The organism is Spirosoma pomorum, assembly GCF_054776615.1.
The window spans coordinates 112733-139579 of sequence record NZ_BAAHBP010000029.1 but is presented as its reverse complement, the minus strand read 5'-3'; the positions used below and the strand labels follow the sequence as shown (position 1 = coordinate 139579).

Sequence of the window (26847 nt, the reverse complement as noted above, 5' to 3'; positions counted from 1 at the left end):
CGTCCCCTTTATTTTCCTGTTGTGGTCAAACCAACGACCAGCCGATCTGAGCTGGGGCTCGACAAAAAGACAGGGCTTCCCTCAGTTGCTTTTACTTTATAGTATAGGAATACCCAACGAATGGCAATGGTGTAACTTGCCGGCCTTGTTCCCCATTCGGAAACACCACTGCGCCCAGCCCGCCCTTGAGGGTACTGCGCTGAAGATGCCAGCCCAGCCCACCCGATACCGTAAGGATGTCCTGATATCCTTTGTTACTGGGGTAAAGTATCGAGATGTAGGCATTCTGCGTTATGAGCGACAACTCCTTGCTTAGTGGTCTGCGATGGCTAACACTCAATGCCAGATTCACACGATCCGGCAGATTAAACGTGGCTGGAAGTATAACACCTTCACCCAACAGAAAGCGTCCTCTAACAACGCCGGCGCTTAGTGTTGTATTCACCTGCCTGTCTCCTATCGTACATAGTACCTGGGGAGCAATGAGGTAGCTGGACCTACTAGAAGTGTAGTCTAGTTGGTAAAAACCCACACTTCCTCCCAAGTAAACGTTTTGACCCACCGGAAACGAATATTGCACATTCACGTAAAAGGGAGGCTTCTCTGCGATAAGTACGCCCGCTGCTACTTTTAAGCGTTCTGTTACATTGTAGGCAATCGAGTTGGCCAGCACATAATAGTTGTTATAACTCAGGCTTCCCTTGGGGTATGTTAATGCACTTTGTTCGAGGAAGTACGTAGACCGATTCGAAGAGTCCTGTTGAGCTGACAGCTGATTCGCACTAGTAAGGAAAAGAATAAACAGGTGTAGATGAACCTTCATTTTAGGTAATGTAGCTGAACGTAATGAATGGTGGTTGACGGATAATTTGTTTGCAATATAAGGCAAGCCCCATTGACTCATGAAACCATGAATAAGTAGGCATAAAAAAGGCGTAAGACACAGATAGAAATCTACTGTGTCTTACGCCTTTTTTATGTTTCGTTTATCGCTTCCTACGGTTCCAGCAGGTCAGGCCGCCGGGCGCGGGTACGGGCCAGAGCCTGCTCGTGGCGCCACTCATCAATTTTGGCTTCGTGACCTGATAACAGAATATCCGGTACGCGATGCCCTTCAAACTCAGCCGGGCGGGTATACACTGGCGGGGCCAGCAGGTTATCCTGAAAGGAATCGGTCAGAGCCGAGGTTTCGTCGTTCAGGACGCCGGGCAGCAATCGGATTATCGCATCGGACAACACGCAGGCAGCCAGTTCGCCACCCGACAGGACGTAATCACCGATGCTGATTTCTTTGGTGATGAACAGTTCGCGGGCGCGCTCATCCACGCCTTTGTAATGGCCACAAAGAATGATCAGATTCTGCTTCAACGACAGCGCATTAGTGGTCTGCTGATTCAGCCGCGCGCCATCGGGAGTCATGTAGATGATCTCGTCGTAGGCCCGATCAGCTTGCAGCGATCGGATGCAGTTGGCAATTGGCTCGATCTGCATCACCATCCCCGCTCCACCGCCGAAGGCATAATCGTCCACCCGCCGGTGTTTATCGGCCGTGTAATCGCGTAGATCGTGTACGACTACCTCTACGTAACCGCCCTGCTGCGCCCGCTGTAGAATGGAATGCGCAAAAAAGCTGTCCAGTAGCCGGGGCAGGCAGGTAATGATATCAATCCTCATCCGTTTCGTCCAGATCACCATTGACTTCAGGCTTCTCCTTGCTATCATCTTCCATGTAGATAGCCAGCAAGCCTTCGGGCAGGGCAACGTTTAATTTCTTATTCGTCCGGTCTACCGTGCGGACAATCTCGCTGTTAATCGGAATCAGAACTTCTTTACCCTGGTAGTCCATGGCAATCAAATCCTGCGCGTTCATTGCATAAACGCCCTGCACGGTACCCAATTCGCCTTCGGTTTCGTCGACGATCTGATAGCCGACGATTTCATGGAAATAAAAGCGGGTCTCGTCGGTGATGGGTTCCAGATTTTCCAGTGGCAGGAAAGCACCGCAGTTAATAAGCCGTTCGGCCTGCTCAATCGTGTCTATATCCTCGAAGGCGACGATAGCGCGGCTGCCTTTCACGACCGCGATCGACTCGATAAAATACGGTACCAGTTCGCCTTTTACTTCCAGCAAAACCGAATCCAGGTCAGCATATTCGCTGGGCTCATCAACATCCAGAAATAGCACGAGCTCACCACTAACGCCGTGCGTCTTGGTGATATGGCCTACCTGATAACAATCTTCTTTAGTCACAGTATGCTTGGGTATAAAAAGAGCCTGTTCAGCTGGAACAGGCTCTTTTGTAACAAGATTTGTCGAAAAACTATTCCGCTGCGGGCGTTTCTTCCGAAGCCGCTGCTTCTGGCGCTTCCGTTGCCTCGGCAGCAGGAGCTTCTTCAGCTACGGGAGCTTCTGGCTCTTCAACTTTGTTTTTCTTCGCAATCGCTTCAGCGCGCGCTTCGTTTACTTTACGCTCTGCTTCCAGACGAGCGGCACGAGCCTGCTCTTTGGTTTGCGTTTTCGTCGTAGCCGCGTCAGCTTTACGATTTTCTTTGTCGTCTTTCCAGGTGGTGAATTTCTCGTCAGCCTGATCCTGCGTGATAGCGCCTTTGTTAACGCCTACCTGCAGGTGTTTGCGGTACATGATCCCTTCGTGTGACAAGACCGAACGGGCGGTGTCGGTTGGTTGCGCACCGACCATTAACCAATGTACAGCGCGATCCGTTTTCAGAACGACCGTCGAAGGATCGGTGTTCGGGTTGTACGAACCGATTTTTTCAATGAAACGACCATCACGAGGAGAAGTCGATTGGGCTACGACGATGTCGTAGATAGCCATTTTTTTGCGTCCACGACGCGATAAACGGATTTTGACAGCCATTTGTGCTTGTTTGGTTTTGATGGGAGACGCATCCCCCGCGTAAAACGTGGCCGCAAAGGTACGTAAAATTTCACCAGAATTCTTCGGTCAGCCAAACAAAAGTTTCGTTTCCGCTAGCCCCTCCCAACAAAACAGGCAGGATAACGAAAATCGTGGCAGCTGCCTTTGAACGGTTTGATTTTCGGGCGGCCTATCCTGACGGGCAAGCAGTTATTCGGCCGAGACATCTAATCAGGAAAAGCACCTGTTGCGTCTTCGCTCGCATCCCCGCATTCTCATAAAGCACTGCCTCATCAGCCACTAACCTATTTGAGCCGTTCGTTAGTAGTAATCAAACTATTACCTCTAACCGTACTGTCTATGTTGGCGATGAGTTTCCGGGGTCCCCAACGGGTCCGTATCGATCACAAACCTTATCCCGAAATCAAGCATCCCGAGGATGCCATTGTTCGGGTCACGCGCTCTTGTATCTGTGGATCAGATCTGCATTTATACAACGGCAATGTGCCCGACACCCGGGTAGGATCAACTTTTGGTCATGAGTTCATCGGCGTTGTCGAGGAAATTGGCCCCGACGTACAGAAGCTGAAAGTTGGCGACACGGTCCTGGTTCCTTTCAACGTTGCCTGCGGCAGATGTGCATTTTGCAAGCAGGGTTTGTTTGGGAACTGTCACGAATCTAACCCGCAGGCTACGGCGGTAGGCGGTATTTTTGGTTACTCGCACACGGCCGGTGGCTATGACGGCGGTCAGGCTGAATACGTCCGCGTCCCTTACGCTGATGTCGGCCCCACGGTCATTCCACCAGGCATGGATCCTGACGACGCTGTTCTGTTGACCGACGTGGTTCCGACCGGATACCAGGCCGCTGAAATGGGAGGCATCCAGCCCGGCGATACAGTCGTTGTCTTTGGCGCGGGTCCCGTAGGGATCATGGCGGCCAAATGTTCCTGGTTGTTTGGAGCCGGACGGGTTATCGTGATTGACCATGTCGAGTATCGACTGGAGTTCGTAAAAAACTACGCGAACTGTGAAGTCTATAACTTCAAAGAGATGGACGATCCCGTGTTGTTTCTCAAGAAAGCAACGGACTGGATGGGCGCGGATGTTTGCATTGATGCCGTAGGTGCCGAAGCCGCTGGCAACGTAGTCCAAACGATTACGGGGCGCAAAGGGCTGTTACAGGCCGGTTCGGCAACAGCACTGCACTGGGCGATCAATTCAGTAAAAAAAGGGGGAATCGTCTCCATTGTAGGGGTGTATGGCCCAACGGGCAACATGGTTCCAGTTGGCAACATTGTCAATAAGGGACTGAGCATCCGGGCTAACCAGACTTCCGTCAAGCGGCTGCTTCCCCGGCTCATTGAGCATGTTCAGAATGGCATCTTGGATCCTAAAGCGATGATTACGCACCGCGTGCCGCTGGAAGATGTGGCCGACGCGTACCGCATTTTCTCCGATAAGCTGGACAATTGCATCAAGCCCATTCTTCTTCCACCTTCTGCCCGCTCATAGCTGATAACATTATGGAGAATTTAGCGAAGAATTTTTCGCACATCAAAGGTTGGGGTATTGATGCGGATCCAAAAAACGATCCGACTTACCCGATGAAACATCGCACCGACGAAGAACAAAAGGGCTACAACTGGGAGCGCCCCTCGCAGCAGCTGGTTGATATCGAAGTTCTTCACTCCAACGAACGGCCGAACGTAAGCGCTGTTTTTGGTACGTCAGCGCCCCCCAGCGGCCTGAGTGGCATGATCCGGCGCTACGCATTTACCTATAGCGAATCCAGCTGGGGGCACTGGCTGCCGTTGATCGTGGCCGACCGCGTCAATGCCGTTGAAGGAGTCCTCGACGATCTGAAGCGCGGGTACGTTCCGAATATCTTTGCCGAAAAGGGCTGGAAAGCCGAATGGAAATACAATCCTAAAAGCCTGACACAGAAGGTTCTGGTAGGCACCTTGATTACCGGAGCGGCTATACTGCTTTTACGCGGACGTAATAAGTCAAGAAGAGATTAGCCGACATACAACAAATGAACAAGAAGCCGCAGCTAATAGGACAGTTGCGGCTTCTTGTTCGTCAACTCATTTGGCATTTGACATTTCCAAAAAGGCAATCAGCGGACGAAAGCGCTGACGTGTGGAAGTCCAAGCGTTTTTCTACAACAGTTCTAGTAGCTGGCTCTACACGTAAACTTCTGTTTACCGATTTGCAGTTGGCTTCTGTGCACATCCGGGGCTATGCGATTCCCGTGTATTCATTACGTTAATAAGGTTGGTAGCACGTGCTGGCCAAAGTCATCGATAAACCGTTGTTGCTCCAGGTTGACATTATGGAGCGTCAGCAGTTCAAAACCCAACTCTTTGTAGGCCTGTAGCCAGGCTACGTGTTGATGAACATCGGCAGAGACATGGACCATATTGTCTACCTCGGTTAAATTGACCAGGTCGCCCGCCATGTCGAACTGTTCCGGGGTACGAAGCTCGGTCAGCATAGCATTAGGGAAAATATTGGCGCGCCACTGCTCATAGGCTCCCTGCTGCGCGTCTTCTTTGGTCTTTCCGTAGGAGAGCTGCACTTTCAGGTACATAGGTTTACCAGTTCCCCCACCCCGCCGAAAGGCATCAACTACCTTACGAAGCTGATCAATCGGCTGCGAGATCGTCAGCAGGCCATCGGCCCAGCCACCTACCCATTCCGCCGTTTTACTGGTTACTGCTGCGCCAAAAATCAGCGGATTTACGACGGGGCGAGTGTATAGTTTAGCTTCCTCGACCGTGACAAGCCCCTGATGATTCACGGTTTCGCCGGCCCATAACGCCCGCATCACATCGACGCATTCCTTTAGTCGGGCGTTACGCTCCCCTTTAGCGGGCCATCTACCACCAGTGATGTGCTCGTTGAGCGACTGGCCGGTTCCAACGGCAATCCAAAACCGTTCGGGAAACATCTCCGCCAACGTAGCGGCCGCCTGGGCAATGATGGCGGGATGGTAGCGCTGGCCCGGCGCATTGACTACGCCAAACGGTAGGTTGGTTGCCTGTAAGGCAGCCCCCAGCCACGACCAGGCAAAGCCACATTCGCCCTGCGTCGTCGTCCAGGGGTGGAAATGGTCGGATGAAGTGCCCGCGGTGAATCCTGCCTGCTGCGCCGATTGCACCAATTGAATCAACGTACTGGGTTTAACTTGCTCGTGAGAGGCATGATAGCCTATTTTAATCATAGTAGCGACTGTATTTAATATCGGTGGTAGACGCTTGTCCACTCCGTTAATTGCTTTTCGACATCGGACGTAAGTTGATCCGGTAGCAACCGCCAGAGCCAGTTACTGCCGGTCGTTGCCGGTGTATTTAACCGGCTCGACTCATCAAGGCCCAGTACGTCCTGCAAGGGAATAATCGCCAGTTTGGCTACGGAAGCATACACAAGCCGTATCAGTATCTGATGAACGTTCTCTTCTGTTACAGGCATGCCAACGTAGCGCTCCAGTTGCCGACTTTGCTTCTGCCCTTCGTCCTGACGATACCACCCTCGGCACGTATTATTGTCGTGCGTACCCGTGTAGGCTATTGAATTGACCGTATGATTATGCAAAATGTTTATCGATTTGGGCATATCCTTACCGAAAGCAAACTGGATGACATGCATGCCGGGCAACGCAAACTGATCCCGTAGCTTGTAAACAGCCTGGTTGATCTTACCCAAATCCTCGGCGACAAAGGGCAGTTCACCCAACTCCGTTTGCAGTGTTTTAAAGAAATCAGCGCCCGGTCCCGGTGTCCACTCGCCATTAACGGCCGTTGACTCATTGGCCGGAACTTCCCAGTAATCGGCAAAGCCGCGAAAGTGATCAAGCCGTAACAGATCGTATAGCTCCATATTTTTACGTAGCCGCTCAACCCACCAGACGTATCCCTGCGCTTTCAGCACGTCCCAGCGGAAAACCGGCATGTTCCAGAGCTGGCCATCCGCATTGAAGTAGTCGGGCGGTACACCAGCAATTCCCGTCATGGTTCCTGATTCGTCCAGACAGAACAGATCAGCGTTCGCCCACACATCGACTGAATCATAGCTGGCGTAAAAAGGAAGATCGCCGAACAACTGGATACCTAGCTCATGGAAATACGCACTGAGGGCTTTCCACCGGCGACTAGAAACAAACTGTAACCACTTTATTTTTTCCAATGCATCGCGATTCTGCCCCGCAAATGTCTCCAGCGCTTCAGATTGCCGTGACTGATACCTTTTCGGCCATTTGTACCAGGGTTTATCATAGTGCTGCTTAAGAGCGGAGTAAAGGGCGAAATCGTCCAGCCAGTAAGCTTCCCGTTAGCAGAACTCGTCGAATTTGTTTTGTTGCTCGACCGTTTTTTGCCGCCGAAAATTTTGGTAAGCTTGTTCAAAAAGTTGGCCTTTTGCCACACCAGCAGCTTTAAAGTCAGCCTGTGCATACACCGGTAGCTGATGCGCCTGTAGATCGGCGTCTGTCAATAATCCCTCATCCCACAGTAGCTCCGGACTGATTAACAGCGGACTACCGGCCATCGTTGAATAAGCGCTGTAGGGGGAGTGGTCCTGCCCTGGATCGACCGGGTTAAGCGGCAGAACCTGCCAGTACGTTTGCTGACTACGACGCAGGAAATCGGCAAACGCCCTGGCTTCGGGGCCAATATCGCCCATCCCAAACGGGGAAGGAAGCGACGTAACGGACAGTAGAATGCCCGCGCTACGCTCAGACTTCGTCGTTTTTTGCATCACGCAGGGTGTAAACAGCGATTGATTCGGGAGATAGCGTAAGGACTTTACTGTCCGTTATTGAGTCAGGTGCTGGTTCGGCTTCGGGCGATTCTCCCCACTGCCAGGGCGCATCGGCGGAGTCAAGCAGTTTCTGCCATGGCCGTTCGTCAACGGGAAGAGAAACGGTCTGCAGATCGCTACTAAAATTCAGGAAGCATAGTACGTGCTGATCTTCATGCCAGCGGTGCACTACCAGCGTTTTCTGCTCCTCGTGCGTTGTTACGTTCAGCTGCGCGCGATTGAGGTTCCGGAGCGCGGGGTGCTCTTTGCGCAGGCGGATGAGTGCCTGGTAGTAGCGCAGCATCGTTTTGTGCGGCTCCTGCTCCAGTAGTTGCCACTGCACCTGGGATCGGTCATAAGTCCTTTCGTCCTGCGGGTCGGGCACGGGTTCTTCATCGTCGCCGTGAAAGTCCGCGAATTCTTCCTGGCGTCCCTGTCGCACGGCCTCAATGAGCGTCTTTTCCGCATGACTCACAAAGTAGAGAAAAGGATTTGTCTCACCCCACTCCTCGCCCATAAACAAGAGCGGCAGATAAGGACTAACCAATACCGCTCCCGCCAGCAGTTTCTGCATACTGAAGCTGTACAACTGACTGGACCGCTCGCCTAGTTTGCGGTTACCAACCTGATCGTGGTTCTGCGAGAAGACGATGAACTGTTGGCCTGGATTATCCGCTGCTTTTCGCCCAAAGAAGCGCTCCCGGACGGTCGAGAACTGACCATCGAATATGTAAGCATCCTGGTAGGATTTGGCCAGATGATTGACGCCTTCGTAATCGGCGTAATAGCCTCGTTGCTGTTCGCCAGCCGTGACCCGCAGCGCATGGTGAAACTCGTCCATCCACTGGGCATCCATACCGTATCCGCCCTCTGCCAATGAATTGATGAATCGTGGATCGTTCAGATCATTTTCAATAATCAGGTAATATCGGCGGCCCGTGCGTTCCATCAACTGATCCACTTCCTGGCGAAGCTCCTGCAGGATATGAACCGGACTAAAATCTTTGATGGCATGCACCGCATCCATTCGCAGCGCATCAATGTGGAAATCACGTAACCACATGAGTGCATTTTCGATGACGAACCGGCGAACGCCATCGCACCAGGCATCGTCAAAGTTGACAGCTTCCCCCCAGGGCGTACAGTATTTGTTGGTCAGATACGGACCGAATTCTTTGAGATTGTTGCCCTCCGGGCCAAAGTGATTATACACCACGTCCAGCACAACAGCGATTCCTTTCCGGTGGCAGGCGTCAACTAGGTGCTGCAAACCAGTTGGTCCACCATAGGCCGCCTGAGCAGCGAAGGGAAACACACCGTCGTAGCCCCAGTTCCGGGAGTCGGAGAACTGAGCAATAGGCATGATTTCGATCGCGTTGACCCCCAGCGCTACCAGATGATCTAATTTCGCTTCGATGGCCGCAAACGTTCCTTCCTTCGTGAACGTCCCCGTGTGCAGTTCGTAGATCAGGTATTCCTCGAGACTGGGATTCTGCCAGTTCTGATCCGTCCAGCGGAATGTGTCTGTATTAATCGCTTGCGATGGGCCAAATATTCCCTCTGGCTGATGCAGGGAGACAGGATCTGGCAGTCCGTCTTCGCCATCCAGCATAAGGGTATACAAATCTCCGGGTTTGATTTGGTTGGTTGTCAGACACCAGTATCCATATTCTTCACACTTAAGCGGCAGCGGTGCTAGCTGTCCCTGAATTTTGATGGCTACATGCTTAGCCTTAGGAGCCCAGACAACTACGCTCGCGTCTTCTTGGGTGAATGTTATCCCAAGCAAGCGTTGTTCGTTTTTGACAAGATGTATTCCGGTTCCGGTTAGATAAACTTCGTTCATATTCATATTAATTGAGTCTGTTCGCTTGGCAGAAGAGCCAGGTGACAGAGCCTTTTTGTTGGATGGTCAAGCATGACCAGAAAACTGTCCCTGAATTAGCAACGCTATGTCAACCACGGTCGCTAAGCCGCTACTCCCCTCGCGCTAGGATTGTTAAGGATATGATGATAAACCAAACACCTCGCTATTATCTCTACAGAGTATGTATGATTCACTATCAGTAGTAACTTATTTTGATGAGATTATGGGCTTAAAAAATTCGATAACGCCTGGCCATACACGTTTTTTTTAGGGAGTGGCCACCGGCAAAATTCTATAGCAAGTCACAAAAAAAACCGGAAGGCATTGGTTGCCATCCGGTTTTCTTAGCGCACACCAACGAGACTCATCAGTGTATGTGTTACTACAATTTGCTGTTGATCTGCTCAGCTACTTTTAAGTGCGCTTTCACCAAAGGATGAGCCGCTTTCGCTAGGCCCTTCAGGTTGGCATCAGAAGCACTCGATTCAACCTTCGACATCACTTTGTTGAGTTTCTCGTGTCCTTTTACGCCACTTTCCATTACGTACATTCGGTCCAGTTCAGCACCAGACATTCCCTGTAGTTTGGTTACCATCGCCTGCGTTTCAGCGTCTGGAGTTTCGGGCAGCGTTACGCCCTTTGCTTCAGCAATCTCTTTTAGCTTGGCTGATAGACCCGTTTGCTCGTCAACTTCAGCCTGCGCCAGCTGACGTACTTCCGGATTAGTCGCCATCTGCTGGGCGATCTTGCTCACTTCCAGTTGCATCATACCACCTTTAGCCACTTCTATCATCAGGCTTTGGTCAGCGCTGGACAGTTTGGCATTCGTGGGCGAAACAGCGCTAACAGCAGCAGCCCCTTTTTTATTCTGGCTATCAAATTCCTGCATACTTTCCTTGCCCACCATGGTGGTCGAGTTCGTACTCATGCCAGCACTGTTCTGCTGAGCGACAGCGATGCTGGCTACGGAGAGCGCCATCAGCATGCCCATGGTAATTACTTTGGTTTTCATAACGTGTTGATTGTGATAAAATACATCTTCTTACCCTACCTATCCAGCGATGGGCTGCTGCAACGCATTGGTAAACGGCAAATTGGTTTATCGACCCGTGCCTTATGTTGTAGTCTATTGGCTAAAAAATAGGCGCGGTTTCGGGCTACCAGGTTGTTCATTCTTGCGTGTCCATCGATTCCCTACCGTGCAGGTGGCAATTATGCGGCCGTCACACTTGCTACTGCACAATATTCTACTACGTCGATAGTCATTATATTAACCGAGTATTTAGGAGAAGGCTTCATGAATACCCCAGCTTAGTGAGGCAACGGAACATGGCTGTCAGATCCCGTCTTTGCGTTGTTTTGATGCTGTCCATTCCGCTGCCTGAGCCGACTGTTCGATTTGACAGATTAAGTCAGATTACCTGTAGCAGCAGCCCATAGAAAGGGAGGGGTTGTGTATAGCCAGACTGTTCACCGGGTTTACGTATGGATTGGGTACGGGGACCGTTCGATAACAGATGAATCATTCCCTTGTCAGTTTAGAAGGGCATTGGTTAGGATACTATAATCTACAACAAGGCACCTATGAGATACAACTACACATCCGGGATCGTTTTGATACTTCCCTTACTGCTGTTACTACTTACCGGTACAGCCATGGCGCAATCGGTTCGCGGCCACATCACGGACGCCACGACGGGGGCCGATCTGCCGGGCGTATCGGTGCTGGTAACGGGGCAGACCGTTGGGGCCATTACGGACGCCACGGGTTCGTACACTCTGCAGCTTGAACCAGGTACCTATTCGTTACGGGTTAGTTTCGTCGGGTACACGACCCAGACCATACCCGTACAGGTCACCAGCAGCTCGACAACTACCGCCGACGTACGTCTGGTCGAAAGTCTGGCGAGCTTAAACGAAGTCGTAGTCGTTGGTTCACGATCGACGCAGGCTCGTTCCAGCACGCAGACCGTTGCGCCGGTGGATATCATTCAGTCCCGCGATCTGGTTGCGACGGGACAAGTTGATATTTCCCAGCAGCTCAACTTCGTCGCGCCATCCTTCAACTCGTCGCGCCAAACCGTTTCTGACGGTACGGATCACATCGACCCGGCTACGTTACGCGGCTTGGGGCCCGATCAGGTACTCGTCTTACTGAACGGCAAGCGACGCCACAATCAGGCACTTGTCAACCTTAACGGTACGGTAGGCCGCGGTTCCGTAGGTACCGACCTGAATGCGATTCCTTCCTCGGCCATCGAGCGGGTGGAGGTGCTGCGTGATGGCGCTTCCTCCCAGTATGGCTCCGATGCGATTGCGGGCGTAATTAATTTACGACTAAAAGAACGGCCCGGCACCACGGTCAATGCTCAGGTCGGCCAGCAGTACGAAGGCGACGGGCAGGTAGCCCAAGTCGGGATTAATCACGGGTTCAAACTCGGCGACAAAGGATTTTTAAGCCTGACGGGCGAGTTTCGTCACCGGGGGGCGACCAATCGATCCGGCGACTATACCGGTCCGGTATACGTAAACTGGAACGCCAGTCAACAGTCGGGCGAAAGCGCTGCTGCTTACGTAGCCCGTCGACAGGCATTGTATCAGCAGGACCAGGCGCTGATTCGCCAGAACAATTTCAATCTGTCCGACAACCTTCAGGTAGGAAACGCCCGGGTCGAAAACGCCGGTTTTTTCCTGAATACCCGCGTACCCATCAGCGGTACCAAAGCCAGCTTTTACGCAACGGGCGGGTTAAACTACCGTCGGGGGCTGGCCGGAGGCTTTTACCGGTACCCCTATCAGACAACGCAGGTTATTGGTAGCCTGTACCCAAATGGTTTTCTGCCTAATATCCAGTCTACCATCAACGACCAGTCGCTGCTGGTGGGCGTCAACGGCGAAACGAACGGCTGGCGCTGGGATATCAGTAACGTATACGGCGGCAACTCCTTCCGCTTCGACGTAACGAACTCCAATAACGCGTCGCTGGCTTACCTGGGTCCAACCAACATTCCGACGTCCTTCTACGCGGGTACGCTTAGCTTTTATCAGAACACAACCGACCTTGGAGCGGCCAAAGATTTCGGGGAACAGCTGGGATTGACCTCGTTCAACGTGGCCGCCGGACTAACGTACCGGAATGACCAGTATCGGATCAAACCCGGCGAGGCCGCTTCGTACCTGAACTTCAGTCCACAGTCGGGGCAGCTCGGTGGAGCGCAGGTGTTTCCGGGCTATCAGCCAGCCAATGCCGTGAACGCCCACCGGAACGTCTACGGCGCTTACATCGATCTGGAATCGGACGTAACGGATCGGCTGCTACTCAACGCGGCCGGGCGTTACGAATATTACACTGATTTTGGGGGTAATCTGGCGGGTAAACTGGCAGCCCGCTACCGGTTCAGCGAAGCCTTCTCACTGCGGGGATCTGTGAGCAATGGCTTCCGGGCACCATCATTGCACCAGCGCTATTTCAGCGCGATCAGCACCGTTTTCGTGTCAACCGGGCAAGGGTTGGAACCTCGCCAGACGGGCACGTTCCGGAACGACAGCCCCATTGCGCAGGCCTTTGGCGTACCGTCGCTGGGTCCCGAACGGTCGGTGAATTACAGCATCGGTATTACGTCACGACCGCTCAGCAACGTCAGCCTAACAGTCGATCTGTACCAGATTAACATCCAGAATCGGATCATCTATAGTAATCAGTTTGCGCGGGGCACCTCGGCTGCGGGTCAGATTGTTGCCAGTATTCTGAACGGCGCGGGCCAGACAGATGTTAACAGCGCTCAGTTTTTCACCAACGCGGTTAACACCCAGACGCAGGGCATAGATGTGGTCCTGGCCACCAATCCCCGACTGAATACCGGAACGCTGGACGTAACGCTGGCGGCCAATTTTAACCAAACCAAAGTAGTCGGTGCTATACAACGTCCGGCCAACATACCTACAGATGCAACGTTCGGTAATTTTCTGTTTAACCGGCAGGACAGCGCCCGTCTGACCATAGCGCAGCCCAAGAGCAAGATTCAACTGACGTTCAATTACCGCCTGCGTAAGTTCGGGGCCGTACTTCGAGTATCGCGCTTTGGTACGGTCGCGTCCTACGATCCGGCCAATCCGGCCCTGGATGAAACGTTTTCGCCCCGCTTTGTTACAGACTTTAACGTCTCGTACCGTCTGATGAAAAACCTGAATTTAACCGTTGGGGCAAACAACCTTTTTGATGTCTACCCTGATCGCTTACGGGTGATCAACGCCCCTACCCCCGAGCGGTACGGTTCTGCTGTTCTGGATAACTCGTCATTCGGGCGGTTCGTTTATGGCCGTACGGCCACGCAATTCGGCTTCAATGGTGGGTATTACTTCGCTAATCTCTCCGCCAGTTTTTAGCAAGCGCTAACGTCAATACGTCAGGAACTACCTCGGAAATAAATCACCAGTTACCAATTCATTCTATAAGCCAAGAGGTGTACACGAAAAAGGGACAATTTACTAGGTTGTCCCTTTTTCGTGCTTGTTAATGATGTACTTATACCACTCAACGAGCCTATGTTACCCGCTGATCACAAATCATATCGATTTAACGAGACGCCAGACGTCCTGACAACGGATTGGGAGCGTTTACCTTAGCACCATCATCCACGCCAACTCCCAGGCGATCAACCAGTTCCCCGCCTAGCCAGCCGGTGCAACCAGCAATAACGACGCACCGGCGTAGTAGCCCAGTAGGAATACCAAAAACAAGGGCATTCCCGATAAAGAATGCCCTCGCACATTGTTCCTAAAAAAAACCCAGTCAACGCAGACCTATAAGCCGGGTTCTGTCCACCAGAGTTTCTGGCTGGCTTATCATTTATCTGGGATGGCCGTCACCGACCACCTCGTTCGACCTACCCGCGTCGGTGTTGGTCCTTACGGACCGCTGGCGACGAGCAGCCGCGCGTCCGACGCTTATTTGGTCTTTCAGCCCCTAAGGGTTGCCGTGCCCCGTCGGTCACCCGCCGGGCGGTAAGCTCTTACCCCACCGGTTCGCCCTTACCAAGTTCAATGAGTGAGTGAGTAAATGAGTGAATGAGCGAATAACCATCCGGTACAACAAGCTTGCGCCAGCTATTCGCTCATTCACTCATCCGCTCATTCGCCATTAAAAAATGGCGGTATGTTTTCTGTTGCCCTGTCTGTCGAACGGCCGTTCCCAGCCGTCCGCCTTCCCGTTAGGAAGTAAGGTGCTCTGTGCTGCCCGGACTTTCCTCGCCCGATACGGTCGGACGCGATAAGCCAGTCTGCGTTGTCTGGGACCGCAAAGGTAACTAAAATTACTGGAGCCCGTCCACTTTTACGTCGATACGTCCCCTGGCGTTCACCACGGCCAGTAGGGCGGTGGGCGTCAGGTATACCTGGTCCGGACGAATTTCATCGATGTGTCCGTTGATAACCACTCCTTTGGCAATCTGATTGTTTTTGAGCCGTTCCTGAAGTTGTTGCTGCACATCGGCCAGCTGCGAACCGACCGGAATGGTCAATTGCTTTTCCAGCGTATTGGCGAAAGCTCCCTGCAACAGCCAGCTTGCCGACCGTTGCAGAATGTTTTTGGTATCGATGTCGTACTTGAGGTCTTTCAACGATATGGTCTGTGTCTTGGCATCGTAATACGGTTTACCACGCAGATAGATATCGCCATTGATTGTTCCTTTCAGACCAGCCTTGATAATCAGATTATCGTTCTGCCCGAACATGTCCAGGCTGGTAATCGTAATGCTATAGCGGTCGTTATTGAACGAAAATTTCTTACCAACGAACTCTTCGGCGGCCAGCTTAGCCGCTTCGGTATATGTAGCTTCGCTCAGGAGGCCAATTTGAAAATCATCCCGCACCTTTGACACAACCGTCAGGTCAGGCAGCGACACGACCGGACGTACGTCGGGCCTGGCTCCGGTTGTGGTTAGCGTATGCCCTTCGATCCCGATAGTCGTTCGTACCAGCCGGCCCTCGAACCGCAGGGGCGTTATCAAAATTCGTTTCGGAACGACCTGTAAATACGTCCGGTATTTATCGGACAGCAAATACGGCTCCCGTAACGTATTCCAGGCTTTCAGGACCGGAGTTCGTAGATCGACGTTCCGGCGCACCTGCTGGTCCAGCGTCTGCGTAACCATCCCCAGGTTTTTGTCGATCATTCGACTGACGAGATTTGTGATTGGAACATTGATCCCAACAACGCTCACTGTTGGGCGACGCACCCAGCCGTACCCGTCGGCCTGCGTCTGGGTATGCACCGACCAATCTTTTTCCAGGTCAAACTTGGTTTTAAAGCGCAGATCGATTTCGAACTCGGTTTCCTTGTACTGCGTGAAACCCAGCACCGATACACCCGCTTTGGCCCAGATACGTAACGGTACGGTGAAATGAAACAGGCTATCCTGCGCGTTGACCAGTATCGTCCCACGCTTCCAGACCTTCACCATGAAGTTGTCTTTGTTGTTATCCTCCAGGCTATTGTCTTCGTAGATCAAGCCGTTGACCTGGGCGTTGATCTGCCGTTCAACGTCGCTCATGGCAATGGAAACAGGTACGTGAACCGTTGACAAAAAGCGTTCGTTGCGGACTTCCATTTCAGTGAATTTATAGGATTCGGTAGGAGCTTTGGGATTTAGTTTGGTGCCCGTCTGGCAGGCAGCCACCAACCAGACCAGGCATACGCCCAGCAGCAGGCGGGCGACTTTTGATGATGACATACGCACGAACTCCTTACTTAAGCGTAACCTTCGTGGCCCCATAGCCAAACTTCTGTTTCTGCGCGTCTTCAAAAAATTTAACGTTGGGGTGCTGCCCTAACCGTTTGTGCAGTTCGGCCCGGAGACTACCGCTACCCACGCCATGAATAAACGTAATTTCGTTCATACCGCTGGCAATGGCGTTTTCCAGCGATTTCTCGAAGGTTTGCAGTTGCAGTTTCAGTAGATCGGCTGCCGTCCGGCTACCAACGCCCTCGGGCAGTAACGCGTCGGTGTGCAGGTCCACCACCGTCGAGGGACGCTCCACCGATACGTTCGCCGTTTCTGACTTGGGATTCAGCATAGCCGACTTCAGGTCTTCGGGGCTGATAGTGGTTGCTTTTGGCGAGGCCGGTTTATTGGCCGCCTGACCAGCGGCATTAGCCTCATCGGCGTCGAGTTGGGTCATAAAGCCCGGCTGGTTGAGTACCGGCACGGTTGTTTTGTTCTTGAAGAACGTAGCCGCCCGTCCTTTGAAGCGTTTGATCAGGGGAGCGCGCAAGGATGATTTTCCCGCCCGGAACCAAAGCCCCTGTACCACGAAGGTAGGCCACTGCTCGAATTTAGCGTGCTCGTACTGGTCGTTCATTTTCTGCTGCGATTTGGCTTTCAGTACGCCACTGTGCATCCCTCGAAACTGAACCCCTCCGCTGGCTCCTGCTGACTCTTCGCCCAGCGTGTACGGAAATTCCCAGTCGGTATTATTCACCAGATACAGGCTATACTCGCGGTCGTTGACCGGAACAAAGGCCAGATAAACTCCCTGGTTTGCCAGAATTTCGGGCGCTTTAGACGCAACGGTTTTCTGGGGGGCATACGTACTTGTTTTTAGTAACCGCTCGGCCTCCAGGGGCGAAACCGCCACCAGTTCTGAACGCATGACCGGAATCCGGAACCCATCTTCAATTTCAATTTCAATCATATCGCCGGGCAGAAACCGCGAGATAACCCCCTGTTCTTTTGCCCGTAACAACCGGACTTTATCGCCAATGTTCATCGTGTGTGCTGAATCAAAAAAAGACTTTCTTCTACTAGTATAACCGTAAACAGCCCGGTTTCGGTTTGCCAAAATAACCAATGACAAAGACAAATGGCCCCCGGCTGAATTTATTAAATCAATTTGCCTCCATATCCGCTTTATAGCGAGTACGTTATCTAGCTGCTATGTGGATACTCTTTTCGTTACTGGCCGCCCTGGCAGCTGCAGTTGTCGTTACCCTCTCTAAAGTGGGCATCAAAAACGTCGACTCCAGCCTGGGGTTTGCGATTCAGTCGGTACTGATTCTGATCGTTTCGTGGGGCGTCGTCATTAGCCAGGGCCACCTTCCGGAGCTGAGCCGTATCGACCGGCGTTCCTGGATTTTTCTGGGTATTGCCGGAGTCGTAACCTGTCTGTCGTCACTGCTATCGTTTCGGGCGCTGAAGCTGGGTGATGCCTCTCGGACCTCGTCGCTGGATAAGGTGTCGCTGGTCTTTTCGGTGTTGCTGGCGGTTATCTTTTTAAAAGAAAAGGTAAACTGGCAGATTATTCTGGGTGTCGTTCTCATGGGCGCGGGTGCCTTGGTTATCGCACTGGCGCGGGAGTAATAACCGTTACGTTCGTCGGCTGAATCCTGCGGCAAAGCGTTATCTTTGCTTATTGCGATCCACCGTTCCGATGATGACTGCCGCCGTTAATGCGAAGCTGGCCCTGGCCACTGATTTTGTTCTGCACACCAACCAGACGATCTTCCTGACCGGAAAAGCCGGTACGGGAAAGACTACTTTTCTGCATCAGATCAAACAGGCCAGCGCCAAGCGGCTTGTGGTCGTGGCACCCACGGGCGTAGCCGCTATCAACGCCGGGGGCGTCACTATTCACTCCTTATTTCAACTGCCGTTTGGGCCGCTCGTTCCGGGTACTGTGCAGCAGGAAGCCCGGAAGTTCAACCGGGAGAAAATCCGTCTGATCCGTACCCTCGATCTGCTGATTATCGACGAGATCAGTATGGTGCGGGCCGATGTGCTCGATGGTATTGACGAGGTTTTACGGCGGTATCGGCACCGGTCCGAGCCGTTTGGGGGAGTGCAACTGCTGCTTATCGGCGACATGCAGCAGCTACCACCGGTGATCCGGGATGAGGAATGGAATCTGCTTAGCCCGTATTACGACACCGGCTACTTCTTCGGCAGTCGGGCACTACGGCAGACATCCTATGTTTCTATTGAACTCACGCACATTTACCGCCAATCGGACCAACGCTTTGTCGACCTGTTAAACAGCATCCGGGAGAAGACCGTTACGCGGGCGCAACTGGACATGCTAAGTGAGCGATACGTACCGGATTTTTCGCCCGATGACAAAGAAGGCTACATTACGCTTTCGACCCATAACACCTCGGCCCAGCAGATCAACAGCCAGAAGCTGAAAGCCTTGAAAGCGCCGTTGCAGACATTTATGGCTACCGTTGAAGGCGATTTCCCTGCCAACACCTACCCTACCGAAGCGGAACTGGATTTGAAGATTGGGGCGCAGGTTATGTTCGTCAAAAACGACGTCTCGCGCGAGAAGCTGTACTACAACGGCAAGATCGGGCGTATCGTGGACATTGATGATGACATTATCTACGTAAAAAGTACGCAGGACGGGCAGGAAATTGCCGTGAGCCGGGTCGACTGGACAAACGTGCGCTACAGCCTGGACCCGACGACGAAAGAAATTAAAAGCGAAGCCATCGGGACGTTCACGCAATACCCACTGCGGCTGGCCTGGGCCATTACGATCCACAAAAGTCAGGGTCTAACGTTTGAGAAAGCTATTATCGATGCCGCTTCGGCCTTTGCTCACGGGCAGGTGTACGTAGCGCTCAGCCGTTGTAAAACCCTGGAAGGGCTCGTACTCCGCGCGCCTATTCCGGCGCACAGTATCAAAACCGAGCAGTTGCTGGAGGATTTTCACGAGCAGGTGCAACTGCAAACGCCCACCGAACGCGAGCTCTACGACGCCAAACGGGCCAACCAGGAAAATTTACTGCGAGATCTGTTTTCGTTTGACCGGGCGGCTTCGTTGCTGTACCGTTGTCGTCGGGTTGTCAATGAACACACCAGCAGTCTGCCCGAGGAAACAGGCCCAACTCTGGCGCTGCTGGCTGATACGTTACGGGATAAAGCACAGGAAATCAGTCACCGGTTTCTGCGGCAGTTGCCCACGTATTTTGCCTCCAGCGAACTCCCCGAATCGAATGAAGCTCTCCAGGAGCGGGTGCGGAAGGCGAGCGCGTATTTCCGGACGGTACTGGCCGATGACCTGATCCCTACGCTGGAAGCTCTACCCACCGACTCCGACAATAAACAGGTACATGAAGCCTTAATGGAAGCACTGGAGGAACTGGACAAAGAGCTATTCACCAAATTACGTTGCATTGACGGCTGTCAGCCGGGTTTTGAAGCGCTGGCTTACCAGCACGCCCGCAACCGGGCAGAACTCGATTTCAAATCCAGCCGGAAGAAAGTTGAAGAGAGTACCGCTGTCAACACGCGGGGCGGTTTGTACGGTGCCCTAATGAAATGGCGAAACGATCTGGCGGGGGAGCACAATACAACCGGCTACATGGTTTTGCCCCAGAAAACCCTGGCCGAGCTGGCCCGTCTTCGTCCCTCAACCAAAGAGGAGCTTCTGACGATCAAAGGTTTTGGCAAGACCAAAGTCCGGCAGCTGGGCGATTCGCTGCTGGCCGTCATTACCGCTTTTGGTAACCAGCGCGAAAGCAAAGTAAAATCGGCCACTCCCAAAGTCGCGAAAGAGCCCAAAACCCCATCGGCAGCGGTCACGTTTGAACTATTCGGGCGGGGCAAGTCTGTAGCGGACATTGCCGCCGAACGCCAGTTATCCGTCTCCACCATTGAAGGGCATCTGCTGCACTACGTTGACTCGGGTGAATTACCAGTCGAGGTGCTGTTGCCCGCCGAGAAGCTCAACCGCATTCAGACCTACCTGGCCGATCATCCAGCCCAGACGCTGACCGAAGTACGCCAGGGCCTGGGAGAGTCAGTTTCGTTCAGCGATATCCGGTTCGTTCAGCACGGGCTACGCGCTCAGCTGGCAGACTAATTTTTATTAGCGGTATCAAGCCAAGCGTTACCTATTCCTCTTTTCTCATCAATGGGTTACGCATACGGCTTTTTCGGCGTACGCCGAATCTGCTTTGGGTAATAAATCTTCCGTTTAAACAAGCTGGGCTGCCGTCAATCAACAGTAGCCCGGCTTGCTCTAATTTTTGCTTATTAATTAGCTACATTACCGGTGGTTCCCAGCCTTTGGCGTATTCACGGCCCCAGAGTTTCATGGCGTCCTTATCGCGAATATGCCCGTTCGAGGAGTCAACATCGAAGGATTTCTTAACCCGGTACGAAATGTTGGCCAGGTGGCACAGTAAGGTACTCTTCGCACCGTCGTCGATGGTCGAAGCTTGTTTTTCCTTGCCCCGGATAGCTTCGAAGAAATTCACGACGTGGCGGGTTGTCATATCGCCCCCACCGCCCAGCGCTGTTCCGGCTTCGTTGCCAGCCGCTTTACTGTCTTTGATGACTTTTCCGTCGCGGTTGAAGAGTTTGTACCCATTCCGGTCGACGTAAACGGTGCCGTTGGAGCCATAGATAATTGTCCCCCGGTCACTGCCGTAGGTTTTGTGCCCATTGCGGCTTTTTCCGTCCCATTTAATGATTTTGTCGCCGGGAAAGCGGAACGTCGCGTCCATCGTATCATACATCATCCAGCCGTCTTCCACAAAATACCGCTTGGCCGCTTCGACGGATACGTATTCCGGGTATTCGACCTGCAATGCCCAACGCGCTACGTCCAGTTCGTGCGTCGCGTTGTTGCCGGTTTCGGCGGTACCATACGTCCAGCCGTACCAGTGCCAGTTGTAATCCCAGGTATCGTCGGTGTAGTCGGTGCGGGGAGCGGGGCCTTGAAACAAATCCCAGTCCAGTCCATCGGGTACAGGTGCTTTTTTAGCCTTGGGTACCTCATCCCGGTTGTTGGCGTAGAAAGCTACGGCTTTGAAAGGCTTCCCGATGGCTCCATCGTGAATCTGCTTAATAATATCGATCGTTTCGGTTGACGACCGTTGCTGATTACCCATCTGAATGATCTTACCGTATTTCTTCTGGCATCCCATCAGAATCTCTCCCTCGCGAGGATTGTGACTACAGGGCTTCTCGACGTACACGTGTTTGCCCCCCTGGGCGGCCAGCCAGGTTCCCGGTGCGTGCCAGTGGTCGGGGGTAGCATTGATCAGTACGTCCACATTTTTGTCAGCAATGACTTTGCGGATATCGTTCTCCAGCTTGGGTGTGTAGTCAATGTATTTCGAAAACTTCTTGACAGCCGCTTCCCGCTGCTTTTTCATGACGTCGCACATGTATACCAGTTCGACGTTGCTGCTTTTCAGCGAAATGGGTTCGTAGTAAGCGCCCAGCCGCCGACCCAGCCCAGCGATGGCGACGTTCAACCGCTCGTTCGACCCTATAATCTTCGCGTAACTCTTGGCTGACATTCCGGTGGCCAGGCCACCAATCGACAAGCCTGCCGTACTTAGGGCGGCCTTCTTGATAAAATCCCTTCTGGACGTATCCATTCAATTCAGTTGGTTTACTGTGTTGGCAATGCAGACCTCCTTCCTGTAAGACTACGGACGCCTGTTTTCTACTATATGAGCCAGTAGTCGGTAGAGCAATTATTTATTTCTCGACAGTTCCCCTTCCCATGCAACGTCAGCTTCATTTGTCGCATCTTTCGCACAGTGGGGCCGATTTGTTAATAGTTCTTAAAGATTGTTAACAGACCTCCGCTTCCTTTTCTGACCCACTACTTTTACTTCGTATTCCATCCCTTGCCAACCGTATGAAACACTTCTTCGCCCTGCTACTGCTGGTAGTATGCGGCACTACTGCCCTGGCACAAACGGCTCAGCTGACTGGTTCCCTCTTGGACTCCACGACAGCCAAACCAGTTCCGTTCGCTACGGTAGCTGTCATGAACGCAACCACGTTGCTAGTCGGCACGACCTCCGATGACAAAGGGGCTTTCGTTCTGTCAAACGTCCCTTTTGGTTCGTACTCACTAACGATTTCGTTTGTTGGTTATCGTACGAAAACGGTACCGGTTACGCTCACCACCGATCAACCCACCCGTGCGATGGGCTCTATAAAATTGACCACCGAAGGAAAAACGCTCAGTGAAGTTGTCGTGGCGGGGCAGAAAGCCTTACTCGAAGACAAAGGTGATCGACTGGTATACAACGCCGAGAAAGATCCGGCCAATACCGGTGGTACTGCCGCCGATGTGCTGCGCAAGGTACCTAGTCTGAGTGTCGACCTCAACGGCAACGTGCAGATGCGGGGGAACAGTAACCTGCGCGTTCTCATCAACGGAAAACCGTCGGCGATGATGGCCCGTAACCTCGCCGATGCATTACGTCAGATGCCCGCCAATGTGATCAAATCGATCGAAGTAATTACCAGTCCGGGTGCTAAGTACGATGCTGAAGGATCGGCCGGGGTTATTAATATTATCACGAAGAAAGCGCTGTCGGGCGTCAACGGATCGGTCAACGCCACGGCTGGCAATTTCAACCGGGGCCTGGGAACCAGCCTGAACGTACGTGGCAAGAAACTGGGCCTTACCCTATCGGCGAACGGCTATCAGTATCGCAATATCCGCGAATCAGAAACAATCCGGACGACGCTCAGCAACGGGCAACCGCTGAACGTGCTGACGCAGACCAGTTACGCCGACAACACCGGTACTGGCGGCTACGGAGAGATGAGTTTAGACTACGATCCGGATTCAACCAGTCGGATCAATTTTGCGGCTAACGTCTGGGGCGGTGCCTATCCTAATAACAGCGTTACGTACAATCGCCTAACCGATCCCGCCGGTAACGAGCTTCAGGCCTTTCGTACGGACAGCCGCTTCCGCAATCCCTTCGGCAACGGGCAACTCGACCTGGGGTACACCAAGACGTTTCAGAAGCGAGCAGGCCTGGAAGCAGCACCGGAATTTTCTTTCCTGACGCAGTTCAGCCGAATGCCCGACAATTACTTTTACGAATCAGACCGATACACGCCAGCCAACGAGCTCACTTTCCGCCAGCGGAGTACGAACTACAGCCGGAATAAGGAATACACCCTGCAAACCGATTATACGTACCCATTTCGCCTGGCAAGAGTCAAGGATACAACCCAGTTTAAACTGGAAGTAGGCGCAAAAGCCATACTTCGCGACATTGGCAGTGAGTTTCGGGTGGAGCAGAGCGCTAATCTACCGAGCGAGCTGATGCCCGACCCAGCCCAGTCCAACGATTTTACGTACCTCCAGAAAGTTTATTCGGGCTACACCTCGTTACGGATCGACACGAAGACCAAATGGGGCCTGAATGCGGGAGCCCGGCTTGAGCACACCGCCATCCAGGGCGAATTTCTAACGACGCAAACGTCCCTGCAAAACCAGTACACAAACCTGATCCCAAGTGTTACGTTATCTAAAGGGATAAAAACGCATACGCTCAAGTTCAGTTATACCCAGCGCATTCAGCGACCACTGATCTGGTACCTTAACCCCTGGCTGAATGCCAGCGATCCGAAAAACCTGCAAACCGGTAACCCCTACCTCAATCCGGAACTGAACCACGCGTCGGAGCTGGCCCATAGCGTGACGACTAAAAAGGGGCTGTCGATTAACACCGCGCTTTATCTGCGAACGACCAACAATGCTATCGAATACCTGACCACAGTCGATGCAGCCGGAGTGTCGCTGAGCCGTCCACTGAACATTGCCCGCCGTCAAAACTACGGTCTGAATCTGAACCTGGCCGGGCAGCCCAACAAAAACTGGAACCTCAACGGCGGCACCGATCTACGTTACGTTAAACTGAACAGCCCGGCGCTGAATCAAAGCAATCAGGGGTTCATCTGGGAGGTCAACCTGAACAGTACCTATAAACTCCCCCACGACTTTACGCTTCAGGCAAACGGCAGTTATAGCACCGGCTGGATCAGTTTGCAGGGTACCAACACCGGCTTCTACTGGTACGGTTTTGCGGCCAAGCGGGAATTCATGAAGAAAATGGCGACCCTGACGCTCGCCGTTAATAACCCATTCAACCGGTCCATCGAACAGACTGGTTACCAGTCAGCGCCGACGTTTGAGTCAATTGGCCGTTCCAGCTTTGTCAACCGCTCCGTTCGGCTCACCTTCGAGTGGCGCTTCGGTCAGATGAGTAACGGCTCAGGTAAGCAAAGCAAAAAAATCAGCAACGACGACCGTAGTCGATAAATACCTTCAATCAACAGAAGCGCCCAGCCGACTCGGCTGGGCGTTTCTGTATCAAACAAATATAAAACGGTTAGGCTACCAGCGCGGCATCGTCTACGTCCTTCTCGATACGTAAGTTATCGATGATAAAGCGTTGCCGATCGGGAGTGTTTTTTCCCATGTAGTAACCCAGCAATTTCGGAATTGACGTTTCCTTTTCCATAATAACCGGCTCCAGACGCATGTCTTCACCAATGAACAAACCGAACTCGTCCGGAGAAATCTCACCCAGTCCCTTGAAGCGAGTGATTTCCACTTTCTTGCCGCCTTTGGCCAGTTTGTTCATGGCCGTCTGCTTTTCTTCTTCCGAGTAACAGTACGTCGTTTCCTTGTGATTCTTCGGATTGCGCACCCGGAACAGGGGCGTTTCCAGAATGTACAGGTGGCCGTTACGTACCAGATCAGGGAAGAATTGCAGGAAGAACGTCAACATCAGCAACCGGATGTGCATGCCATCCACGTCAGCGTCCGTCGCAATCACGATCCGGTTGTAGCGTAATCCATCCAGCCCTTCTTCAATATCCAGTGCGTGTTGCAGTAGGTTAAACTCTTCGTTTTCGTACACCACTTTCTTGGTCAGGCCGAAGCAGTTCAGAGGCTTACCGCGCAGGCTGAATACGGCCTGGGATTGTACGTTTCTGGACTTCGTAATGGAACCACTGGCCGAATCCCCTTCAGTAATGAACAGCGTCGAGTGGTACCGGTCATCCGCTTTTACGTCGGGCAGGTGGTTGCGGCAGTCGCGCAGTTTTTTGTTGTGCAGACTGGCTTTCTTGGCCCGGTCATTCGCCAATTTTTTGATCCCAGCCAGTTCTTTACGTTCCCGCTCCGACTGTTCGATCCGTTTTTTCAAGGCGTCGCGCACGGTCGGATTCATGTGCAGGTAATCGTCAAGCCGTTCTTTCAGGAAATCTTTGACGAACGAGTTAACCGACTGCGCATTGGGCTCGGGCGACATGTTGATCGAACCCAGCTTGGTTTTTGTCTGCGATTCAAACACGGGTTCCTGCACCCGGATACTGATGGCCGCGATGATACTCGCCCGGATGTCGGTTGTTTCGTAGTTTTTGTCGAAGTGCTTCCGGACCGTTTCGACAACAGCCTCGCGCAGGGCATTCAGGTGCGTGCCATGCTGGGTTGTGTTCTGCCCATTGACGAACGAGTAGTATTCTTCCCCGTAGGCGTTGCCGTGCGTCAGCGCCACTTCAATGTCGTGCCCTTTCAGGTGAATGATTGGGTACCGCAGTGATTCCTCGTCGGTTTTATTGCGCAGCAGGTCAAGCAGACCGTTCTGCGAGATGTACTTCTGTTTGTTGAACGAAATGGTCAGCCCCGCGTTCAGGTAGCAGTAATTCCAGATCATGTTCTCCAGGTACTGGGGAATGAAATGAAAGTTCTTAAAAACCGTATCATCCGGCTCGAAGCAAATCAGTGTACCGTTTCGTTCGTTCGTAATTTCTTCGCCCTGGTGTGTCAGTTCCCCTCGTTCGAATTCGGCCCAGACGCTACGTCCTTCCCGGAAGGATTGTACCCGAAAATAAGTCGACAACGCGTTTACGGCTTTGGTACCAACCCCGTTCAGGCCTACTGATTTCTGGAAGGCTCCCGAATCATATTTACCCCCAGTATTAATTTTAGAAACTACCTCCACAACCTTCCCCAGGGGGATGCCACGACCGTAATCCCGCACTTCAACGCGATGGTCGGTTACGCGAATGTCAATGATTTTTCCATGCCCCATGACGTGTTCATCGATACAGTTATCGACGGTTTCTTTGAGCAGGACGTAAATACCATCATCGGCAGCAGCGCCATCGCCTAGTTTGCCGATATACATACCTGGTCTTAGCCGGATGTGCTCACGCCAATCCAGCGATCGAATGCTATCTTCGTTATACTGAACCGGTTGTTTGCCTGATTCTGTCATAAAGAACGTTTAGAGAGAAAATAAGGGAGCAATAATTTCACAAAATCGCTCCAGGAAACATTAGAAAAGTTATACCGTGTCGGCAAGGTATGAAAAGTTTCCACAGAATAGGAAAGTATTCGTAATCCCGCAAAAGTTAGCTTACTTTGCCAACGAAACCTGACTATGTACTATCATAGTCAAAAATGTCGTTAGATACAGACCTTCGCTACACACGTCTCCGGCGCTGTTCGACATCTTAAAAA

At 52.5% G+C, this 26847-nt stretch carries 17 protein-coding genes, 1 other RNA gene and 1 pseudogene; 6 read left to right on the top strand and 13 right to left on the bottom strand.

Going from position 1 to position 26847, the window contains the following annotated elements:
* Window positions 1–91 precede the first annotated feature (91 nt).
* The 4 genes from ACYVAD_RS18065 to ACYVAD_RS18050 form a co-directional block, all read right to left on the bottom strand.
* Window positions 92–904 (bottom strand): hypothetical protein, encoded by an 813-nt coding sequence (locus ACYVAD_RS18065; RefSeq protein ID WP_461140920.1) that lies wholly within the window; start codon window positions 902–904, stop codon window positions 92–94.
* 92 nt (window positions 905–996) lie between these two features.
* On the bottom strand, window positions 997–1674 hold the full coding sequence (trmD, locus tag ACYVAD_RS18060; protein ID WP_461140919.1) for a tRNA (guanosine(37)-N1)-methyltransferase TrmD: 678 nt from the start codon (window positions 1672–1674) through the stop codon (window positions 997–999).
* Window positions 1664–2251, bottom strand: coding sequence for a ribosome maturation factor RimM (gene rimM, locus ACYVAD_RS18055; protein ID WP_461140918.1), 588 nt, complete (start codon window positions 2249–2251; stop codon window positions 1664–1666). The genes trmD and rimM overlap by 11 nt, the downstream gene beginning before the upstream one ends.
* A 70-nt stretch (window positions 2252–2321) precedes the next feature.
* Window positions 2322–2879, bottom strand: coding sequence for a 30S ribosomal protein S16 (locus ACYVAD_RS18050; protein ID WP_461140917.1), 558 nt, complete (start codon window positions 2877–2879; stop codon window positions 2322–2324).
* A 360-nt stretch (window positions 2880–3239) separates the two neighbouring features.
* Here ACYVAD_RS18050 and ACYVAD_RS18045 point away from each other — a divergent pair, with 360 nt between their 5' ends.
* Both ACYVAD_RS18045 and ACYVAD_RS18040 read left to right on the top strand, forming a co-directional pair.
* Window positions 3240–4394, top strand: coding sequence for a zinc-dependent alcohol dehydrogenase (locus ACYVAD_RS18045; protein ID WP_461140916.1), 1155 nt, complete (start codon window positions 3240–3242; stop codon window positions 4392–4394).
* An 11-nt stretch (window positions 4395–4405) separates the two neighbouring features.
* A complete protein-coding gene (locus ACYVAD_RS18040; RefSeq protein WP_461140915.1) occupies window positions 4406–4903 on the top strand; it encodes a hypothetical protein in 498 nt (165 codons plus the stop codon).
* A gap of 242 nt (window positions 4904–5145) precedes the next feature.
* On the opposite strand, the gene ACYVAD_RS18035 is transcribed toward ACYVAD_RS18040, so the two are convergent.
* From ACYVAD_RS18035 to ACYVAD_RS18020, 4 genes and pseudogenes are all read right to left on the bottom strand, one after another.
* Complete coding sequence (locus tag ACYVAD_RS18035) at window positions 5146–6108, bottom strand: TIGR03885 family FMN-dependent LLM class oxidoreductase (RefSeq protein ID WP_461140914.1); 963 nt, start codon at window positions 6106–6108, stop codon at window positions 5146–5148.
* A gap of 14 nt (window positions 6109–6122) precedes the next feature.
* Window positions 6123–7640: pseudogene (gene malQ / locus ACYVAD_RS18030) on the bottom strand (4-alpha-glucanotransferase).
* The gene (treZ, locus tag ACYVAD_RS18025) at window positions 7618–9528 is read right to left on the bottom strand and encodes a malto-oligosyltrehalose trehalohydrolase (RefSeq protein ID WP_461140913.1); all 1911 of its coding nucleotides are present in this window, start codon (window positions 9526–9528) and stop codon (window positions 7618–7620) included. Before treZ ends, malQ begins: the two are co-directional and overlap by 23 nt.
* Window positions 9529–9931: 403 nt before the next feature.
* On the bottom strand, window positions 9932–10561 hold the full coding sequence (locus tag ACYVAD_RS18020; RefSeq protein WP_461140912.1) for a DUF4142 domain-containing protein: 630 nt from the start codon (window positions 10559–10561) through the stop codon (window positions 9932–9934).
* A gap of 572 nt (window positions 10562–11133) precedes the next feature.
* On the opposite strand from ACYVAD_RS18020, the gene ACYVAD_RS18015 reads away from it, so the two are divergent.
* Window positions 11134–13935 (top strand): TonB-dependent receptor, encoded by a 2802-nt coding sequence (locus ACYVAD_RS18015; protein WP_461140911.1) that lies wholly within the window; start codon window positions 11134–11136, stop codon window positions 13933–13935.
* 404 nt (window positions 13936–14339) lie between these two features.
* Here ACYVAD_RS18015 and rnpB read toward each other — a convergent pair.
* From rnpB to ACYVAD_RS18000, 3 genes are all read right to left on the bottom strand, one after another.
* Window positions 14340–14835, bottom strand: an RNA gene (rnpB, locus tag ACYVAD_RS18010) — RNase P RNA component class A.
* A 26-nt stretch (window positions 14836–14861) separates the two neighbouring features.
* The gene (locus tag ACYVAD_RS18005) at window positions 14862–16280 is read right to left on the bottom strand and encodes a DUF4403 family protein (RefSeq protein ID WP_461140910.1); all 1419 of its coding nucleotides are present in this window, start codon (window positions 16278–16280) and stop codon (window positions 14862–14864) included.
* Window positions 16281–16293: 13 nt separating this feature from the next.
* The gene (locus tag ACYVAD_RS18000) at window positions 16294–17316 is read right to left on the bottom strand and encodes a Smr/MutS family protein (protein WP_461140909.1); all 1023 of its coding nucleotides are present in this window, start codon (window positions 17314–17316) and stop codon (window positions 16294–16296) included.
* Window positions 17317–17483: 167 nt separating this feature from the next.
* Between ACYVAD_RS18000 and ACYVAD_RS17995 the strand changes: the two genes are divergently transcribed.
* The gene (locus tag ACYVAD_RS17995) at window positions 17484–17906 is read left to right on the top strand and encodes an EamA family transporter (protein WP_461140908.1); all 423 of its coding nucleotides are present in this window, start codon (window positions 17484–17486) and stop codon (window positions 17904–17906) included.
* Window positions 17907–17976: 70 nt separating this feature from the next.
* The gene (locus ACYVAD_RS17990; RefSeq protein WP_461140907.1) at window positions 17977–20409 is read left to right on the top strand and encodes a helix-turn-helix domain-containing protein; all 2433 of its coding nucleotides are present in this window, start codon (window positions 17977–17979) and stop codon (window positions 20407–20409) included.
* A 181-nt stretch (window positions 20410–20590) separates the two neighbouring features.
* On the opposite strand, the gene ACYVAD_RS17985 is transcribed toward ACYVAD_RS17990, so the two are convergent.
* A complete protein-coding gene (locus tag ACYVAD_RS17985) occupies window positions 20591–21937 on the bottom strand; it encodes a Gfo/Idh/MocA family protein (RefSeq protein WP_461140906.1) in 1347 nt (448 codons plus the stop codon).
* 266 nt (window positions 21938–22203) lie between these two features.
* Here ACYVAD_RS17985 and ACYVAD_RS17980 point away from each other — a divergent pair, with 266 nt between their 5' ends.
* Window positions 22204–24636, top strand: coding sequence for a TonB-dependent receptor (locus ACYVAD_RS17980; RefSeq protein ID WP_461140905.1), 2433 nt, complete (start codon window positions 22204–22206; stop codon window positions 24634–24636).
* 70 nt (window positions 24637–24706) lie between these two features.
* On the opposite strand, the gene ACYVAD_RS17975 is transcribed toward ACYVAD_RS17980, so the two are convergent.
* Window positions 24707–26602 (bottom strand): DNA topoisomerase IV subunit B, encoded by a 1896-nt coding sequence (locus tag ACYVAD_RS17975; protein ID WP_461140904.1) that lies wholly within the window; start codon window positions 26600–26602, stop codon window positions 24707–24709.
* Window positions 26603–26847 lie beyond the last annotated feature (245 nt).

Coding starts and splice junctions, on each gene's coding strand:
- treZ (WP_461140913.1), bottom strand. CDS start 9,528: ATGAACGAAGTTTATCTAACCGGAACCGGAATACATCTTGTCAAAAAC.
- ACYVAD_RS17975 (WP_461140904.1), bottom strand. CDS start 26,602: ATGACAGAATCAGGCAAACAACCGGTTCAGTATAACGAAGATAGCATT.
- trmD (WP_461140919.1), bottom strand. CDS start 1,674: ATGAGGATTGATATCATTACCTGCCTGCCCCGGCTACTGGACAGCTTT.
- ACYVAD_RS17985 (WP_461140906.1), bottom strand. CDS start 21,937: ATGGATACGTCCAGAAGGGATTTTATCAAGAAGGCCGCCCTAAGTACG.
- ACYVAD_RS18015 (WP_461140911.1), top strand. CDS start 11,134: ATGAGATACAACTACACATCCGGGATCGTTTTGATACTTCCCTTACTG.
- ACYVAD_RS18005 (WP_461140910.1), bottom strand. CDS start 16,280: ATGTCATCATCAAAAGTCGCCCGCCTGCTGCTGGGCGTATGCCTGGTC.
- ACYVAD_RS18020 (WP_461140912.1), bottom strand. CDS start 10,561: ATGAAAACCAAAGTAATTACCATGGGCATGCTGATGGCGCTCTCCGTA.
- ACYVAD_RS18065 (WP_461140920.1), bottom strand. CDS start 904: ATGAGTCAATGGGGCTTGCCTTATATTGCAAACAAATTATCCGTCAAC.
- ACYVAD_RS18040 (WP_461140915.1), top strand. CDS start 4,406: ATGGAGAATTTAGCGAAGAATTTTTCGCACATCAAAGGTTGGGGTATT.
- ACYVAD_RS18035 (WP_461140914.1), bottom strand. CDS start 6,108: ATGATTAAAATAGGCTATCATGCCTCTCACGAGCAAGTTAAACCCAGT.
- ACYVAD_RS17980 (WP_461140905.1), top strand. CDS start 22,204: ATGAAACACTTCTTCGCCCTGCTACTGCTGGTAGTATGCGGCACTACT.
- ACYVAD_RS18050 (WP_461140917.1), bottom strand. CDS start 2,879: ATGGCTGTCAAAATCCGTTTATCGCGTCGTGGACGCAAAAAAATGGCT.
- ACYVAD_RS18045 (WP_461140916.1), top strand. CDS start 3,240: ATGTTGGCGATGAGTTTCCGGGGTCCCCAACGGGTCCGTATCGATCAC.
- ACYVAD_RS18000 (WP_461140909.1), bottom strand. CDS start 17,316: ATGAACATTGGCGATAAAGTCCGGTTGTTACGGGCAAAAGAACAGGGG.
- ACYVAD_RS17990 (WP_461140907.1), top strand. CDS start 17,977: ATGATGACTGCCGCCGTTAATGCGAAGCTGGCCCTGGCCACTGATTTT.
- ACYVAD_RS17995 (WP_461140908.1), top strand. CDS start 17,484: ATGTGGATACTCTTTTCGTTACTGGCCGCCCTGGCAGCTGCAGTTGTC.